The organism is Frigoribacterium sp. CFBP 8754, assembly GCF_014841815.1.
Lineage (GTDB): Bacteria > Actinomycetota > Actinomycetes > Actinomycetales > Microbacteriaceae > Frigoribacterium > Frigoribacterium endophyticum.
The window spans coordinates 968,479-984,954 of record NZ_JACYUO010000001.1; the positions used below are offsets into that span (position 1 = coordinate 968,479).

General features: G+C 72.5%; 11 protein-coding genes and 1 pseudogene. 7 read left to right on the forward strand and 5 right to left on the reverse strand.

Features of this window, described 5'->3' with window-relative positions; all coding sequences use genetic code 11:
- The first annotated feature begins 231 nt into the window (after positions 1–231).
- The 3 genes from IFT72_RS04430 to IFT72_RS04440 are packed head-to-tail and all read left to right on the forward strand — an operon-like array spanning position 232 to position 4,907.
- Positions 232–1,875, forward strand: coding sequence for a glycosyltransferase (locus tag IFT72_RS04430; RefSeq protein WP_156369927.1), 1,644 nt, complete (start codon positions 232–234; stop codon positions 1,873–1,875).
- Complete coding sequence (locus tag IFT72_RS04435; protein ID WP_192045658.1) at positions 1,868–3,424, forward strand: glycoside hydrolase family 26 protein; 1,557 nt, start codon at positions 1,868–1,870, stop codon at positions 3,422–3,424. The genes IFT72_RS04430 and IFT72_RS04435 overlap by 8 nt, the downstream gene beginning before the upstream one ends.
- Before the next feature lie 58 nt (positions 3,425–3,482).
- Positions 3,483–4,907, forward strand: coding sequence for a UDP-glucose/GDP-mannose dehydrogenase family protein (locus IFT72_RS04440; RefSeq protein ID WP_056054500.1), 1,425 nt, complete (start codon positions 3,483–3,485; stop codon positions 4,905–4,907).
- A gap of 114 nt (positions 4,908–5,021) precedes the next feature.
- On the opposite strand, the pseudogene glnA reads toward IFT72_RS04440, so the two are convergent.
- Positions 5,022–6,422 (reverse strand): annotated as a pseudogene (gene glnA, locus IFT72_RS04445) (type I glutamate--ammonia ligase); the annotation flags it as partial.
- A gap of 139 nt (positions 6,423–6,561) precedes the next feature.
- Between glnA and IFT72_RS04450 the strand changes: the two are divergent.
- The gene (locus IFT72_RS04450) at positions 6,562–7,014 is read left to right on the forward strand and encodes an RDD family protein (RefSeq protein ID WP_167259107.1); all 453 of its coding nucleotides are present in this window, start codon (positions 6,562–6,564) and stop codon (positions 7,012–7,014) included.
- Positions 7,015–7,127: 113 nt separating this feature from the next.
- On the opposite strand, the gene IFT72_RS04455 is transcribed toward IFT72_RS04450, so the two are convergent.
- Complete coding sequence (locus tag IFT72_RS04455) at positions 7,128–7,844, reverse strand: DUF4191 family protein (protein ID WP_167259108.1); 717 nt, start codon at positions 7,842–7,844, stop codon at positions 7,128–7,130.
- Positions 7,845–7,977: 133 nt separating this feature from the next.
- Here IFT72_RS04455 and IFT72_RS04460 point away from each other — a divergent pair, with 133 nt between their 5' ends.
- A complete protein-coding gene (locus IFT72_RS04460) occupies positions 7,978–9,372 on the forward strand; it encodes a hypothetical protein (RefSeq protein WP_192045659.1) in 1,395 nt (464 codons plus the stop codon).
- Positions 9,373–9,384: 12 nt separating this feature from the next.
- Here the strand turns inward: IFT72_RS04460 and sucB are convergent, their stop codons facing one another.
- The 3 genes from sucB to IFT72_RS04475 form a co-directional block, all read right to left on the reverse strand.
- Positions 9,385–10,908, reverse strand: coding sequence for a 2-oxoglutarate dehydrogenase, E2 component, dihydrolipoamide succinyltransferase (gene sucB / locus IFT72_RS04465; RefSeq protein WP_192045660.1), 1,524 nt, complete (start codon positions 10,906–10,908; stop codon positions 9,385–9,387).
- A gap of 64 nt (positions 10,909–10,972) precedes the next feature.
- The gene (gene lpdA, locus IFT72_RS04470) at positions 10,973–12,346 is read right to left on the reverse strand and encodes a dihydrolipoyl dehydrogenase (protein ID WP_192045661.1); all 1,374 of its coding nucleotides are present in this window, start codon (positions 12,344–12,346) and stop codon (positions 10,973–10,975) included.
- Between the two features lie 191 nt (positions 12,347–12,537).
- Positions 12,538–14,013, reverse strand: a complete 1,476-nt coding sequence (locus IFT72_RS04475) for a leucyl aminopeptidase (protein ID WP_192045662.1) — start codon at positions 14,011–14,013, stop codon at positions 12,538–12,540.
- Positions 14,014–14,099: 86 nt separating this feature from the next.
- On the opposite strand from IFT72_RS04475, the gene IFT72_RS04480 reads away from it, so the two are divergent.
- Positions 14,100–15,014, forward strand: a complete 915-nt coding sequence (locus IFT72_RS04480; protein ID WP_056054517.1) for a proteasome assembly chaperone family protein — start codon at positions 14,100–14,102, stop codon at positions 15,012–15,014.
- Positions 15,015–15,060: 46 nt separating this feature from the next.
- The gene (locus IFT72_RS04485; RefSeq protein ID WP_192045663.1) at positions 15,061–16,410 is read left to right on the forward strand and encodes an MFS transporter; all 1,350 of its coding nucleotides are present in this window, start codon (positions 15,061–15,063) and stop codon (positions 16,408–16,410) included.
- The last annotated feature ends 66 nt before the right edge of the window (positions 16,411–16,476 follow it).

Genomic DNA, 16,476 nt, shown 5'->3' on the forward strand with positions numbered 1-16,476 from the left:
GGCGACGGCCGTCGTTCAGGGGGCACCAGCCGTGTCGCTGACCGGTGTCGGCATTTCGCCTGACACCAGAGGGAGGACAAGTGCCGTACCCCACGGGGTGAGAGCACGCCCCCGAAGAGGTGACGGCTTGTGAGCACCCGCAGGGTGACTGAAGATTGCCTCACCCGACACCCAGGTTCCCCGACGACGCGGACGCCACCCCCTGTTCCCCCATCTTCCGAGGCGGCCATCGTGTTGACTTTCATCCTTCAGATCCGTTCCATGGCGGGCGGCTACCCCGAGGTCTACCTGTTCGCGGTGTACTCGGCCCTCATCTGGGTCCTGTGGATCGTCAAGGTGGTCCTCTCCCGCCGGTACCGCCCCTCGACGGGCGAGTTCACCGGCACGACCAGCGTCGTCGTCCCCGTGGTCGACGAGCCCCTCGACCTCTTCCGCGACGTCATCGGCCGCATGGTCGAGCAGGCGCCCGGCGAGATCATCGTCGTCATCAACGGCGCCCCGAACCCCGACCTCGCCGCGGTCTGCGACGAGTACGCGCCCCTCGTGCGCTGGGTGCACACGCCGATCCCCGGCAAGCGCAACGCCGTCATGATCGGCACCGAGCTGAGCCGCGGCGACATCACGGTGCTCGTCGACTCCGACACGGTGTGGACGCCGGGCACGCTCTCCGAGCTCGTCCGCCCCTTCTCCGAGGCCAACGTCGGCGGCGTCACCACCCGTCAGCGCATCCTCGAGCCCGAGCGCAGCTGGATCACCCGCTGGGCGGACTGGCTCGAGAACTCGCGGGCCCTGTACTCGATGCCCGCCCAGAGCGTGCTCGGCCAGATCGGCTGCCTCCCCGGCCGCACCATCGCCTTCCGCCGCGTCATCCTCGAGCGGGTCATGGACAAGTTCATGACCGAGAAGTTCATGGGCGTCTTCCTCGAGGTGAGCGACGACCGCACCCTGACGAACCTCACGCTCAAGGAGGGCTACCGCACCGTCTACCAGCACACGAGCCTCGTCTACACCGACGCGCCCCTGCAGGTGAAGAAGCTCTTCAAGCAGCAGCTCCGCTGGGCCCGCGGCAGCCAGTACAACACCTTCCGGATGATGCCGTGGATGCTCGGCCACGCTCCGATGCTCGCCTTCTTCTTCGCGATGGACATCATCCTGCCGTTCATGCTCATGGGCGTCATCGGCGGCTGGGTCTACCGCGGCATCACCGGCCAGGGCGTCAACCTCTACCGCGGCATCCTCGCCGAGTACGGCGTCTCGACCGGGCTCATCAGCATCATCGTGTTGATGGTGCTCTCCTCCGTGCTGAGCATGGCGATCCGCCAGATGCGCCACCTCGCCGAGAAGCCCTCGGACTTCTTCCGCCTGCCCGTCTTCATCATCGTGTCGACGTTCTTCCTGATGCCCATCCGCGTCATCGGCTTCTTCCGCATGGGCCACGCGAGCGGCTGGGGCACCCGTGCCGGTGCCTACGGGGGAGGCGCGGCGGACGACGCCGTGCAGGCCCAGGTCCAGTCCGTGGGGGCCGACGACTCCCTCGACGTGCTGGAGCGCGAGTTCCGGGGCGAGGCCGACCCCGGCGTCGACACCCTGTTCGACTTCGGACCGTCCACCTCGACGGCCGGCCCGACCGGCGACTCCACCACGGTGCGCGACGGTGACCGCGGCGCGGTCATGGTGCGCAGCCACCGCGCGGAGACGGCCGTGGACGCCCGCCCCGGCGACGCCGTCACGACCAGCACGGCGACCGCGCTGGCGGAGGCGACCTCCCCGGCCCGCGTGGCCGCGCCTCCCCGTCGTCGCCTCAACCCCAAAGCCGGCTTCCCGTACCTGATCGGTGCCGTCATCCTCGCCCTGGAGGTGCTCTTCATTGTCTGAGTCCGCACAGAAGTTCGTCGCCCCGGCGCACGTGCAGTCGGGAGCCTGGTGGGCGCAGTCCCACGGCAACGCCCGCCGCACGGGCCTCGGCGCCACCGCCGTCGTCGTCCTGCTCGCCATGATCTCGTGGCTGATCTGGATCTCCCCGTCCGACAACGCCGTGCGCAGCGCGGTGCAGACCGCCGTGGGCGCCTCGCCGTCCGACGTCGCCGAGCTGAAGGCCGACCGGTCGGCCCTGCTCGACCAGCTGGTGAGCGCCAAGGCGCAGCTGGCCGACAGCAAGACCGCCCTGGCCGACGTGCAGCAGCAGGCCTGGACCTCCGAGGGGCAGCTGACCGCGGCGCAGGCGAAGCTCGCCTCGGCGCAGAGCGCCCTCGACCAGGCGCAGGCCGCGGCCGACGGCGGATCGACGGCCGCAGGGTCGGCAGCCGGCGGGTCCGGCGGCGCCGCCGCCTTCTCGGGCGCCAAGGGCGCGACGGGGTCGGGGGGCAAGGGCTCCGGCAGCGGCAGCGGCAGCGGCTCGGGCTCCGGCACCGGCAGCGGGACCCCGGCGGCCCCCCAGCCCGTCACGGCGCCGTCGCTGGCGAGCATCATCCAGCCCGAGTCGCGCTACTTCGGCCTCTACACGACGCAGTCGCCCTTCAGCTGGTCCGAGTTCGACGACGTCAGCAGCAAGGTCGGCGCGCAGCCGAACATGGCGGGGTACTTCCAGGGCTGGGACCAGGACTTCGACCCGAACGCGGTCACCCGGGCGTGGGCCAAGGGCGACCTGCCCTTCCTCACCTGGGAGTCGCGCCCGCTGAAGGCGGCCAACGACCAGGTCGTCGACCCCGACTACGAGCTCGGCAAGATCATCGACGGCGAGTTCGACGCGTACCTGACGAAGTACGCCCAGGACATCAAGACCACCGGGCTGCCCCTCGCCATCCGTCTCGACCACGAGATGAACGGCAACTGGTACCCGTGGGACGAGGGCGTCAACAACAACACTCCCGGCCAGTACCGAGAGATGTGGCGCCACGTGCACGACGTCTTCGAGCGCGAGGGGGCGAACGACCTCGTCGCCTGGGTCTGGGCTCCCACCCGCGTGGAGGGCGTGCCGACCAAGAACCGGACGCTCGAGTACACCGCGAGCCTGTACCCCGGCGACGACTACGTCGACTGGGTCGGCATGACCGGCTACCTCCGCAGCAACGCCGAGACGCCGCAGACCGGCGACTTCGACGGCACCTTCGGCAAGACCCTCGGCTACCTGCGGGCCATCACCGACAAGCCGATCGTCCTCGCCGAGATCGGCGCGGCCGAGCTGGGCACGACGAAGGCCGCCCAGAAGCCGCGCTGGATCGACTCGCTGTTCGACACCCTGGCCGACCCGGCGAACGACGACATCGTCGGCTTCGCCTGGTTCAACCTCACGGCGACCACCGTCGCGTCCGGGTCGTACCTGACCAACGACTGGCGGATCGTCTCCCGACAGGACTCGATCACGGCCTTCCGTGAGGGCATCGCCCGGCGCGACACGGGCTTCGACCTCCGGACCCTCCCGTGACCGGCCCCGCCCGTCCCTCCTCCCTCCCTGCAGCCCCCACCATCCTCAGGAGCGCATCATGACCGACGACCTCACCCCCTTCGACAGCGACGCCCCCGTCACCTCCGCCGACTCCGCCCGGCCGCGCATCAGCGTCATCGGCACCGGCTACCTCGGCGCCACCCACGCGGCCGCCATGGCGGAGATGGGCTTCGACGTGATCGGCGTCGACACCGACCCCTCGAAGGTGGAGGCGCTGGCCCAGGGCCGCGTCCCGTTCTTCGAGCCCGGCCTGCCCGAGCTGATCGTCAAGCACGTCGACTCCGGCCGGCTGGTGTTCACCACCGACCTCGCCGAGGCCGTCGCCCTCAGCGACGTCCACTTCATCTGCGTGGGCACGCCCCAGCGGCGCGGGAGCCACGCGGCGAACCTGACCTACGTGGAGGAGGCGACCCGGGCCGTGGCCCGCTCGCTGAGCCACGACGGCCTCATCGTCGGCAAGTCGACCGTGCCCGTGGGCACGGCGGCGCGGCTCCGAGAGATCGTCGCGGGCGTGCTGCCCGCGGGCATCTCGGCCGACGTCGTCTGGAACCCCGAGTTCCTCCGCGAGGGCCACGCCGTCGAGGACACCCTGCGCCCCGACCGCATCGTCTTCGGGGGCACCGACAGCCGCTCGGAGGCCGTGCTGCGGGCCGTCTACGCCGAGCCCATCTCGACCGGCACGCCGGTCATCTCGTGCGACCTGCCGACGGCCGAGCTGGTGAAGGTCAGCGCCAACGCCTTCCTCGCGACGAAGATCTCGTTCATCAACGCGATCTCCGAGCTCTGCGAGGCCGCCGGCGCCGACGTGTCGACGCTCGCCGACGCGCTGGGCTTCGACGACCGCATCGGCCGCAAGTTCCTCAACGCCGGCCTCGGCTTCGGCGGGGGCTGCCTGCCCAAGGACATCCGCGCCCTGATGTTCCGGGCCAACGAGCTCGGCGCCCACCGCGCGGTGGGCCTGATGCAGCAGGTCGACGAGATCAACATGGCCCAGCGCCAGCGCGTCATCGACCAGGCCATCGACGCCTGCGGCGGCTCCGTGCTCAACCGCCGGATCGCCGTCCTCGGCGCGGCCTTCAAGCCGCACACCGACGACGTCCGCGACTCGCCCGCCCTCAACGTCGCCGCGGCGCTGCACCTGCGCGGTGCGCAGGTGCTCGTCGTCGACCCCGAGGCGACGCAGACGGCCCAGCGCAGCTTCCCCACGCTGTCGTTCGCGGACAGCATCGAGGAGGCGGTGACCGACGCCGACGCCGTCCTCCTGCTGACCGAGTGGCCCGAGTTCGTCGGGGCCGAGCCGCTGCCCCTCGCGCAGCTGGCCGCCAACCCCGTCGTGATCGACGCCCGCAACGCGCTCGACGCCGAGGTCTGGGCGAGCGCCGGCTGGGAGGTCCGGCCGCTCGGCAGCCGCCGCGTCCCCGCGCGTCGCCAGGCGCTGTCGCCGGTCGCGATCCCGGCCTGAGCCAGCCGCCGCTCGGCGATCACGGGCCGTCCTCCTCCGGGAGGGCGGCCCGTCCGCGTGCGCGCAGCCGGTGCGCCGGGCGGCGACACGGGCTGGGGAACGACGGGAGGCGCNCTCGAACGGGTGGGGACGCTGCGCCATGGGCAGGATCTCCTTGTCGCGCTTGTACGCGATCCAGGTCTCGATGAGGTCCTCGGTGAACACGTTGCCCTTGGTGAGGAACTCGTGGTCGGCCTCGAGCGCGAGCAGGGCCGCGTCGAGCGAGGCGGGCACCTGGGGGATGTTCTTGGCCTCCTCCGGGGGCAGCTCGTAGAGGTCCTTGTCGACGGGCTCGTGCGGCTCGATCCGGTTCTGGATGCCGTCGAGGCCAGCCATCAGCTGGGCGGCGAACGCGAGGTACGGGTTCGAGGCCGCGTCGGGGACGCGGAACTCGATGCGCTTGGCCTTCGGGTTCGTGCCCGTGATCGGGATGCGGATCGCCGCGGACCGGTTGCCGGCCGAGTAGACCAGGTTGACGGGGGCCTCGAAGCCGGGGATCAGGCGGTGGTACGAGTTGATCGACGGGTTGGTGAAGGCGAGCACCGCCGGAGCGTGCTTGAGCAGGCCGCCGATGTACCAGCGCGCGACGTCGGAGAGACCGCCGTAGCCGTTCTCGTCGTAGAAGAGGGGCTTGCCGTCGCTCCAGAGCGACTGGTGGGTGTGCATGCCCGACCCGTTGTCGCCGAAGAGCGGCTTGGGCATGAAGGTCGCGACCTTGCCCCACTGCTCGGCGGTGTTCTTGACGATGTACTTGAACTTCAGGATGTCGTCCGCCGCGTGGACCATCGTGTCGAACTTGTAGTTGATCTCCTGCTGGCCGCCCGTGCCGACCTCGTGGTGCGCGCGCTCGAGCTCGAGCCCGGAGTCGATCAGCTTGAGGCTGATGTCGTCGCGGAGGTCGGCCGTCTTGTCGACGGGGCTGACGGGGAAGTAGCCGCCCTTGTAGGCCGTCTTGTTGGCGAGGTTGCCGCCCTCCTCGACGCGACCGGTGTTCCAGGCGCCTTCCTCGGAGTCGACGCTGTAGAAGCTCGCGTTCTGCGTGACCTCGTAGCGGACGTCGTCGAAGATGTAGAACTCGGCCTCGGGCGCGAAGAACGCCGTGTCGGCGATGCCGGTCGAGGCGAGGTACTTCTCGGCCTTCTTCGCGACCTGGCGGGGGTCGCGGCTGTAGAGCTCGCCGTTCCGCGGGTTGAAGATGTCGAAGACCAGGATGAGCGTGCGCTCGGCCCGGAAGGGGTCCACGTAGCCGGTCGTGACGTCGGGGATGAGCTGCATGTCCGACTCGTGGATCGAGGCGAAGCCACGGATGGACGATCCGTCGAAGAGCTGCCCGACGGAGAAGAACTCCTCGTCGACCGTGGAGGCGGGGATGTTGAAGTGCTGCTGGACGCCGGGGAGGTCGGTGAACCGGATGTCGAGGAACTTGACGTCGGTGTCCTTGATGAACTTCAGCACCTCGGAAGAATCAGTGAACATCTAGATGTCTCTCCAATGGTGTGGAACGGATCGGCCAGCGGGACGCAGCCACTGACGACGGTATGGGCGAGGGGTTTCGCTGCGGTGTCCCTCGTGTTTCCGGCATGTTACGCATGTGCCGGTCGGTAGGCTCGACGCCATGCCCGACTCCATCCGCCGACCTCCGTCCGAGCCCGCCGCGCCCTCCGGCCAGGGCGGCTCCGACGGCCGCCAGGAGTGGCCGGGCCAGCGTCTCGGCCTGCCGCGCGAGGGGCCGCGGTCGATCGCGCGCCTCGGGCGCCGGGTCGGCGGCCTGGTGATCGACTGGGCCCTCGCCTCGGTCGTCGCGTACGCGTTCTTCGACGGTGAGGGACTCGCCATCACCGCCGTGTTCGTCGTCGTGCAGGTGCTCTTCCTGGTCACCCTCGGGGGCACGCCGGGCCACCTCGCCCTGGGCATGCGCCTCGTGCCGATGCGAGGGGGAGCGGTCGGTCTCTGGCGCCCGCTGGTCCGCACGCTCCTGGTCGCCCTCGTCGTCCCCGCCGTGGTGTGGGACCTCGACCAGCGCGGCCTCCACGACCGCATCGCCGGCACGGTGCTCGTCCGCGTCTGACGCCGCCCGCGCGGGCCCGCCCGGTCCGGTGGGTGCCGCTCGACACGATGACGGCGCCGCCCCCGAGGGGAGCGGCGCCGTCGTCGTGCGGGGCGGTCGGTCAGCGCAGTCGGTCAGCGCGGTCGGCCGGAGCGGACCTTGAACGGGTCGACGCCCTTGGGGATGGGCAGGCCGTTCTTGCCGAGCGACTGGAGGCGGTTGCTGACCGCCAGCACCTCGTTGCGGTTCAGGGTCGACTTGACCTTGTTCATGCGACCGGCGAGCTTGTGCAGCGGGACGGCGTCGGCGTCGGGGCCGACGTGCAGCACGGTCACGGCGACGTTCGGGAGGATGCGGGCGACCTTGCGGCGCTCCTCGTCGACGAGCTTCTTGGTCTGGGCCGCGGCGCCCTCGGCGATGAGGACGACGCCGCCCTTGCCCACGGCCCGGTAGACGGCGGCCTGGGTGCGGCCCTGCACGGCGACGGGCATCTCGGCCGCACGCCACGAGCGGCGGAGGCCGCTCTTCATGACGGCGCCGACGGCGCCCGGCTGGCCCTCGATCTGCGAGTACGCGGCCTTCTCGGCACGTCGCCCGAGGACGATGAGCAGCAGGAGGACGCCGAGCATGAGCCCGACGATGATGTACAGCACGAGCGCGAGCACGTTGCCGCCCGAGAGCAGCAGGGCCGCGACGACGCCGAGCACCACCGGCACGAGCAGCGCCGCGAGCATCAGCGGCAGCGCCTGGGAGTCGTAGCGGCGGGTCATCTGGAAGACCTGCCACATCTGCTTGAACCGACCCGGTTCCTTGGGCGGCTTGGGGGTCGGGTTCTCGGAGCGTCGTGCCATGTCGACCAGGATACGGGACGGGCGTGCGCACGGCGGCCCGGTCGGCCCTCCCGGCCTCCGCCCGGGGCGGACCCGTCCACAGGGCATCCCGGGGAGTCGCGGGGCCGGGCCCGGCACCGGGCACGCTCTCCGGGTGAGCAGCTCCCGCACCGGCCCCTACGACGTCCACGCCCGAGACGAGCACGACGGCCTCGAGGCCCTCCGCGCGACGGGACCGGACGGGCTGCCGGTCGTCCTCCTGCGGCCGGCGCAGGCCGGCCCGCACGGAGCGCGCGTGCAGGCGGAGCTCGCCCGGGCCGCCCCGGTGCGCCACGCCCACCTGCTGCCCGCCGTCGACGTCCTGCACGAGCCCGACGGGCGCCTGGTGGTGGTCGTGCCCGACGGCGACCTCGTCCCCCTCCCGTCGTGGCTCGCGGGCCGGGGGCCCCTGGCGCCGGGGGAGCTGGTCACCCTGGCGGTGCCTCTCCTCGCGGTGCTGGAGCGCGCGGCCGCGACGGGTCTGCTCGTCGGCCGCCCCGACCTCGGCGACGTGGTCCTCGACGACCGCGGCGCACCGCTGCTGCGGCGCCTGCGCACGGCGGGTGCGACGACGGACGTCGCGACGGCCCGTGCGTCGGCGGCCGCCGCCTCGCGGGGTCTCGTCGAGCTCGTGGCGGGGCACCTCGAGGAGGGCTCGTCGCCCCTGCTCACGGCCCTGACGGCAGCGGACGACCTCGACGCCGTCGTGGAGGCCGTGCACGACCTCGCGGCCCCGCTGCCGCTGCCGTCGGCGGCGGTGGCGGAGACGGACGACGCGACCCGGGGCGACGAGGTCGACTGGTCCGCCCTGGCGGGTCCGCCGCGCCCCGCGTGGGCGGCCGCGCTGCCGGAGGCGGCCGTGGTCGACGCGGCCCTCGACTGGCTCGCCGCCCGTCGCGAGACCTCCGTCCGGGCGCGCGTCGCGGCGGTGAGGCCCCGGTTCTGGCTCCTGGGCGGCGTCGTGGCGGCGTCGGTCGTGATCGCCCTCCTGCTCTCGGCACCGGGAGGGTCCGTCGACGGCGGCACCGCCGTCGCGACGGACGGCGGGGGCGCGGCCGGCCCCTCCCCGACACCCGCCCCGGCAGCGGACGCCGGTGATGGCGGTGATGCCGGTGCGACGTCTCCTCCCGGGCAGCCGCCGACGACCTCCCGGGGTGGCGACCGGCCGACCCCGGGCGACGACGACGTCGTGACCACGGGGGAGGACGCCGTCGCCGCGGCCCGGGTGCTCCTTGAGGCTCGGGAACGCTGTCTCGCCGATGTCACGCCCTCGTGCCTCGCGGCCGTCGACCAGCCGGGCTCACCGGTCGCGGCGCGAGACGCGCAGCTGCTGGACGACCCCGGGGCGGCGGGAGGGGCACTCGTCCCGACGGCGGTCGACGGCGAGGTGCAGCGACTGGGCGAGACGGTGCTCCTCGACGCCCGCGGGGCCGACGACGAACCGGCCTCGGTCCTGGTGGTCAGGACCGAGGCCGGTTGGCGGCTCCGCGAGGTGGTCGCCCGCCGGTGACGGGCGACCGGGCTAGATGCCGAGCACGGAGGCGAAGTCGCCCGCCTCGAGGCGGTCCTTGACCGCGACGAGGAAGCGGGCGGCGTCAGCGCCGTCGACGATGCGGTGGTCGTACGACAGGGCGAGGTACACCATGGAGCGGACCGCGATGGCCTCGCCCCCGGCGGCCTTGACGACGACGGGGCGCTTGACCACGATGCCGGTGCCGAGGATGGCGACCTGCGGCAGGAACACCACCGGGGTGTCGAACAGCGCGCCGCGCGACCCCGTGTTCGTGACCGTGAAGGTGCCGCCGGCGAGCTCGTCGGGCTTCAGCTTGTTGTCGCGCGTCCGCTGGGCGAGGTCGGCGATCTGGGCGGCGATGCCGGCCAGGTCGAGCTCCGAGGCGTTCTTGATGACGGGCGTGAGCAGGCCGCGCTCCGTGTCGACGGCCATGCTGACGTTCTCGTGGTCCGGGTAGACGATCGAGTCGCCGTCGACGGTCGCGTTGAGCTTCGGGTGGGCCTTGAGGGCCTCCGCCGCCGCGAGGGTGAAGAACGGGAGGAACGACAGCTTGTTGCCGGTCTTCTCCAGGAACTCGGCCTTGTGGGCGTCCCGGAAGGAGGCCACGGCGGTCACGTCGACCTCGACCACGCTGGTGAGCTGGGCCATCGCCTGCATCGACTGGACGGCGCGCTCGGCGACGACCTTGCGGAGGCGGGTCATCGGGACGGTCGTGCCGCGGAGCGGCGAGACCTCGACGGGGGCGGGAGCCGCGTCGCCCGACGACGCCGGGGCCGACGCCGCGGCCGAGGCGGCCTCGGCGGCGGCGAGCACGTCCTCCTTGCGGATGCGTCCGCCGACGCCGCTGCCGCTGAGCGTGCTGATGTCGACGCCCTTCTCGTTGGCGAGCTTGCGCACGAGGGGGGTGACGTAGCCCGTCGGAGCGGAGCTGCTCGAGGCGGACTCGGCGGCGGGAGCGGCGGCCGGCGCGGGGCTGGCCGCAGGCGCTGCCGGAGCCGGAGCGGCGGCGGGCACCGCGGCCGGCACGGCGGCGGGAGCGGCCACCGGGGCGGACGGTGCGGGGACGGGAGCCGACGCGTCGGTCGCCCCCGGCTGGGCGGGCGCGTCGTCCGACGCGGCGGGCGCCGGGTCGACCTCGTCCGCCGGGGCGAGGGGAGCGGCGGGCGCTTCCTCGCCGGGAGCGGGAGCGTTCGACGACGAGACGACGGTCTCCTCGGTCTCGGCCTCGGGCTCGGGCGCCTGCTCGGACTCGGCAGGGGCCGACTCGGGGGCGGAGCCGCCGTCGGAGGAGCCGCTGCCGTCACCGATGCGCACCAGCGCCGTGCCGACCTCGACCGTCTCGTCCTCCTGGACGAGGATCTCCTCGACGACGCCGGCGACCGGCGACGGGATCTCGGTGTCGACCTTGTCGGTCGAGACCTCGAGCAGGGGCTCGTCGACCTCGACCCGGTCGCCGACGTTCTTCAACCATCGGGTGACCGTGCCCTCGGTGACACTCTCCCCGAGTGCCGGGAGGTTGACGGATTCGCTCATGCGTGGAACTCCTTTGACGACATCATGTGCCTGTGTGTGCGGTGCGGTGCAGTGGTGGGTGGTGCTACATCGCGTGGAGGGGCTTGCCCGCCAGGGCCAGCATGGCCTCGCCGAGCGCCTCGTTCTGGGTGGGGTGGGCGTGGACCAGGGGAGCGACGTCCTCCGGGTAGGCCTCCCAGTTGACCGTCAGCTGGGCCTCGCCGATGAGCTCGCCGACGCGGGCGCCGATCATGTGGACGCCGACGACGGGGCCGTCGACGACGCGGACGACCTTCACCGAGCCGCTCGTGCCGATGATGTGGCTCTTGCCGTTGCCCGCGAGGTTGTAGTCGTAGGTGGCCACGGCGTCGCGGCCGTGCTTCTCGACGGCCTTGGCCTCGGAGAGGCCGACGGAGGCGACCTCGGGGTCGGAGTAGGTGACCTTGGGGATGTTCACGTCGTCGATGACCTGGGGCGAGAGCCCCGCGATCTCCTCCGCCACGAAGATCCCGTGCTGGAAGCTGCGGTGGGCGAGCTGGAGGCCGGGCACGATGTCGCCGACGGCGTAGACGCCGGGGACGCTCGTCGCGAGGCGCTCGTTCGTGATGACGAAGCCGCGGTCCATGGTGAGGCCCACCTCCTCGTAGCCGAGGCCCGCGGTCGAGGGGCCGCGGCCCACGGCGACCAGCAGGATGTCGGCCTCGAAGGTCTTGCCGTCCTCCAGGGTGACGACGACGCCGTCGTCGCTCTGGGTGACGCTCTGGAAGCGGACCCCGAGCGAGAAGCCGATGCCGCGCTTCCGGAAGGCGCGCTCGAACTGCTTCGAGATCGACTCCTCCTCGTTCGGCACGAGGTGCGGCAGCGCCTCGATGATGTCGACCTCGGCGCCGAACGACTTCCAGACGCTGGCGAACTCGACGCCGATGACCCCGCCGCCCAGGATGGCGACGCGCGACGGCACGTGGTCGAGGGCGAGCGCCTGCTCGCTGGTGATGACGCGGCCGCCGATCTCGAGGCCGGGCAGGCTGCGCGAGTACGAGCCGGTCGCCAGCACGACGTTCTTGCCCGTGAGGGTCACGTCGCCGACCTGGACGGTGGTGGGCGAGGTGAGGCGCCCCTCGCCCTCGACGGTCGTGATCTTGCGGGCCTTGAGCAGGCCCTGGAGGCCCTTGTACTTGCTGGCCACGACGCCCTCCCGGTAGGAGGTCACGGCGGCGATGTCGATGCCGTGGAAGTCGGTGTGCACGCCGTACTTCTCCGACTCGCGCGAGACGTCGGCCACCTCGGCGGAGTGCAGCAGGGCCTTGGTCGGGATGCAGCCCCGGTGGAGGCAGGTGCCGCCGACCTTGTCCTTCTCGACGAGCGCGACGCTCAGCCCCAGCTCGGTCGCCCGCAGCGCGGCGGCGTAGCCGCCGCTGCCGCCGCCGAGCACCACCAGGTCAAAATTCTGTTCCGACACCCAGCAACTCCCTCGTGCGTTCGGAGGTACCCCGCGGGGCTGAGGTGCTGCGGCGTCGTGGTGACGGCGTCGTCGCACCCGCCAGCGTCTGCTCCGTCAGGAGCTGCGCCCGGCAGGTGCTCTGCAGGGCGCGGGGCTGGTGTCGCCCGGGGGACCGATCTCGGCGGGTTTCTCCCGCCTCCCCGACCCTACTACGCGACCGAAAAGACGGCTGCCAGCTCCAGCAGGGTGCGGACGGAGACGCCGGTCGAGCCCTTGGCCGTGAAGCCGTAGCCGCCGCCCTTGTTGTTCGACGGCCCCGCGATGTCGAGGTGGACCCACGGGAGGACGCTGCCGTCCTCGCGGCGCCCGACGAACTCCTGGAGGAACACGCCGGCGAGGAGCATGCCGGCGGCGGTGTTGCCCGGGGTCGCGTTGACGAGGTCCGCGACGTCGGAGTCGAGACGGGCGCGCAGCTCGCCGGGCAGCGGCATCCGCCAGAACGTCTCGCCGACACGGCCCGCGAGGCCGACGACCTCGTCGGCCAGCGCGTCGTTGCCCATCACCCCGACCGTGCGCGTGCCCAGGGCCACGACCTGGGCGCCCGTGAGCGTGGCGACGTCGACGACCGCGTCGGGCATCTCCTCGCTCGCGGCGACCAGGCCGTCGGCCATGACGAGGCGGCCCTCCGCGTCGGTGTTGGTCACCTCGACGGTGGTGCCGCCGCGGATCGTCAGGACGTCGTCCGGGCGGATCGACGTGCCGCTGACCATGTTCTCGGCGATGCAGAGCCACGCCGTGAGCCGGACGGGGAGGGCGAGGCGAGCGGCCGCGACGGTGACGGCGAGCACCGTGGCCGCGCCCGTCATGTCGTCCTTCATCCCGAGCATGCTGCCGGCCGGCTTGAGCGAGAGCCCGCCGGTGTCGTAGGTGATGCCCTTGCCCACGAGGGCGAGGTGCTTGGCGGCGCCCTCGGGCGCGTACTCGACCTTGACCAGGCGAGGCCCGCGCGACGACCCCTGCCCGACCCCGAGGATGCCGCCGTAGCCGCCGGCGCGCAGCTCGTCCTCCGCGAGGACGGTGACGGTCAGGGGCAGGCCCTCGGCCCGGGCGACGGCCACGTCGGCCAGCGCCTGCGGGAACATCTGCTGCGGCGGGGTCATGGCGAGGTCACGGACGGTGTGGACGGCCTCCGCGACCACCGCGGCGCGCGTCACCAGCGACTCCTCGAGGTCACGGTCGGCGACCAGCACCAGCTCGCGCGCGTGCCGCCGCGACTCGCCGGCCGAGGCCGAGCGGAAGGAGTCGAACTCCCAGGAGGCGATGGCCGCGCCCTCGAGGACGGCCGCGGCCTCGTCGTCGTCGGCCACGGGGAGGGCGAGGGCGACGCGGTCGACGCCGGTGAGCTGACGGACCGCCGAGCCGGCGGCGTAGCGCAGGGACTCCGCGTCGACGACGTCGCCGAGGCCCACGAGGGCGACGACCGACGCGGCCACGCCCACGGCGGGCAGGCGGACGAGCTGGTCACGGGCACCGGTCACGCCGAGGACTGCGAGGTCGGTCGGCAGGCCCTCGAGCTCCACGGTCACGGTGGGGCCGTCGGCTCCCTTGAGGACGCCCACGACGAGGACGTCAGCGGTGGTCTCGGCGGGGGAGGTGCGGACGGCGGACAGGCTGAGCTCGGTCATGACGTCGATGCTACCGACGGCGCTGTTCGCTCTCGGCACGCGCCGGCGGCCGGGGAGGCGACCCCGGGGTGTCTAGGCTCGATCACATGCACGACCCCGCCGGCCTCTACGACCTCGCCCCCGACTCCCACGACGTGCCCGAGGGCCTGCCGCTCGTCGCGGGGCTCACCGGCTTCGCCGACGCGGGCTCCGCCGTCAGCCAGCTCGGGCAGTACGTGCTCGACACCCTCGACCACACCCTCGTCGCGACCTTCGACCCCGACGAGCTCCTCGACTACCGGGCCCGCCGTCCGGTGTTCACCTTCGACCAGGACCACGTCGCCGAGATCACGACCTCCCCGCTGTCGCTGCACCTCGTGCAGGACGACGTGGGGCAGCCGTTCCTCTTCCTCTCCGGGTTCGAGCCCGACTTCCAGTGGCAGCGCTTCACGGCGGCGGTGGTGGGCCTGGTCGAGCGGTACCGCGTGTCGACGACGACGTGGGTGCACTCGATCCCCATGCCCGTGCCGCACACCCGCCCGCTCGGGGTCACGGTCAGCGGCAACCGGGCCGACCTCATCGAGACCCTCTCCGTCTGGAAGCCCGTGACGCAGGCGCCCGCCAACGCCCTCCACCTGATCGAGAAGCGGCTGCACGACGACGGCCACCCGACGGCGGGCTTCGTCCTCCTGGTGCCGCACTACCTGGCCGACACCGAGTTCCCCGACGCGGCCGTGACCGCGCTCTCGAGCATCAGCGCGGCCACCGGACTGATCTTCCCGACCGACCGCCTCCGCACCGAGGGGCGCGACTTCCTCGTGAAGGTCGACGAGCAGGTGCACGGCAACCAGGAGCTGTCGCGGCTCGTGACGACCCTGGAGGAGCGCCACGACACGTACATGGAGGGCAACCCCCTGCCGTCGCCCCTCACCGACCAGGACGGCCAGGTCCCGTCGGCCGACGCCCTGGCGGCCGAGCTCGAGAAGTTCCTCGCGACGCGCCGCCCCGACGACGAGGGCTGACGCCCGCTCCGTGCCGGGGGAGGAGCGGGTCGGGTAGGTTCGTCGGGTGAACTCCGCGCGTGCCTGGCTGGTCTGGGGCACCGCCGTCCTCGCGTACGTGGTCGCCGTGCTCCAGCGGTCCTCCCTCGGCGTCTCGGGCGTCGAGGCGCAGCAGCTCTTCGGCATCTCGGCCGCCACCCTCTCCACGCTCGCCGTCGTGCAGCTCGCGGTCTACGCCGGGCTGCAGATCCCGGTCGGCGTCATGCTCGACCGCGTCGGGCCCAAGGCCCTGATCGTGACGGGCGGCGTCCTCCTGGCAGTGGGGCAGGGCGTGGTCGCCCTGTCCCCGCCCGTGATCGGCGTGGCCGTGGTCGGTCGCGTCCTGGTGGGGGCCGGCGACGCGATGACGTTCATCTCGGTGATGCGGCTCCTGCCGGCCTGGTTCCGCGGGCCGATCCTGCCGCAGGTCTCACAGTGGACGGGCAACATCGGCCAGGCCGGGCAGGTGCTCTCGGCCCTGCCCCTGTCGCTCGTGCTGCACTCCGCGGGCTGGTCGCCCGCCTTCCTCAGCGCCGCGGCGCTCTCCGTGCTCGCGGTCGTCCTCGTCGTCGCCGTCGTCAGCGAGTCCCCGGAGGGCCGCGACCGCGACCGCGCCGTGCTCACCTGGCGCGAGGCGGGCCGGCAGCTCGGCGAGAGCGTGAAGCGGCCGGGCACCCGCCTCGGCTTCTGGTCGCACTTCGTGACGCAGTCGTCGGGCACCGTCTTCTCCCTCCTCTGGGGCGTGCCCTTCCTCGTGGGCGGGCTGGGCTTCACGAGCGGACAGGCCTCGGGCCTCCTCACCGTGCTCGTCGTGTCGGGCGTCGTGGCCGGGCCGGTGCTCGGCGTCCTGATGGCGCGCTTCCCGCTGCGCCGCTCGGCGCTGGTGCTGGGCATCGTGACCGTGCTCGGCGTCGTCTGGACGGTGCTGCTGGCCTGGCCCGGGGTGCCCCCGCAGTGGCTGGCGGTCGTCCTGGTCGTGGCCCTCGGCGTGGGAGGGCCCGGCTCGATCATCGGCTTCGACTTCGCCCGCACGTTCAACCCCCTGCGCAGCCTGGGCGTCGCGAACGGGGTGGTCAACGTCGGGGGCTTCCTCGCGAGCTTCGTCATGATGTTCCTCATCGGCGTCGTCCTCGACCAGGTGGACGCCGCACGGGTGGCGTCCGGGCAGCCGAGCGACCTCTTCGCGTTCGACTCCTTCCGGGTGGCCTTCCTGGTGCAGTACGTGGTCGTGGGCGGCGGGGTGGTCGGCCTGCTCCTCGCCCGCCGCGGCACGCGTCGTCGCCTGCACCTCGAGGAGGGGATCCAGGTCGCTCCGCTCTGGGTCGCGCTCGACCGCCGCTGGCGCGAGGCGCGGCGCCGGCGGCGAGGTGGCGCCTGACGCACGGGCGTCCGCCGAGGGCGCACCGCGGGGGCGCCCGCGTGTCGAACGGCTCGCCCGGGCCGT

What these genes read in the sequence shown, in the direction of transcription:
- sucB (WP_192045660.1), bottom strand. Translation starts at nt 10,908, where the DNA reads ATGAGCGAATCCGTCAACCTCCCGGCACTCGGGGAGAGTGTCACCGAG.
- IFT72_RS04450 (WP_167259107.1), top strand. Translation starts at nt 6,562, where the DNA reads ATGCCCGACTCCATCCGCCGACCTCCGTCCGAGCCCGCCGCGCCCTCC.
- IFT72_RS04455 (WP_167259108.1), bottom strand. Translation starts at nt 7,844, where the DNA reads ATGGCACGACGCTCCGAGAACCCGACCCCCAAGCCGCCCAAGGAACCG.
- IFT72_RS04440 (WP_056054500.1), top strand. Translation starts at nt 3,483, where the DNA reads ATGACCGACGACCTCACCCCCTTCGACAGCGACGCCCCCGTCACCTCC.
- IFT72_RS04480 (WP_056054517.1), top strand. Translation starts at nt 14,100, where the DNA reads ATGCACGACCCCGCCGGCCTCTACGACCTCGCCCCCGACTCCCACGAC.
- IFT72_RS04475 (WP_192045662.1), bottom strand. Translation starts at nt 14,013, where the DNA reads ATGACCGAGCTCAGCCTGTCCGCCGTCCGCACCTCCCCCGCCGAGACC.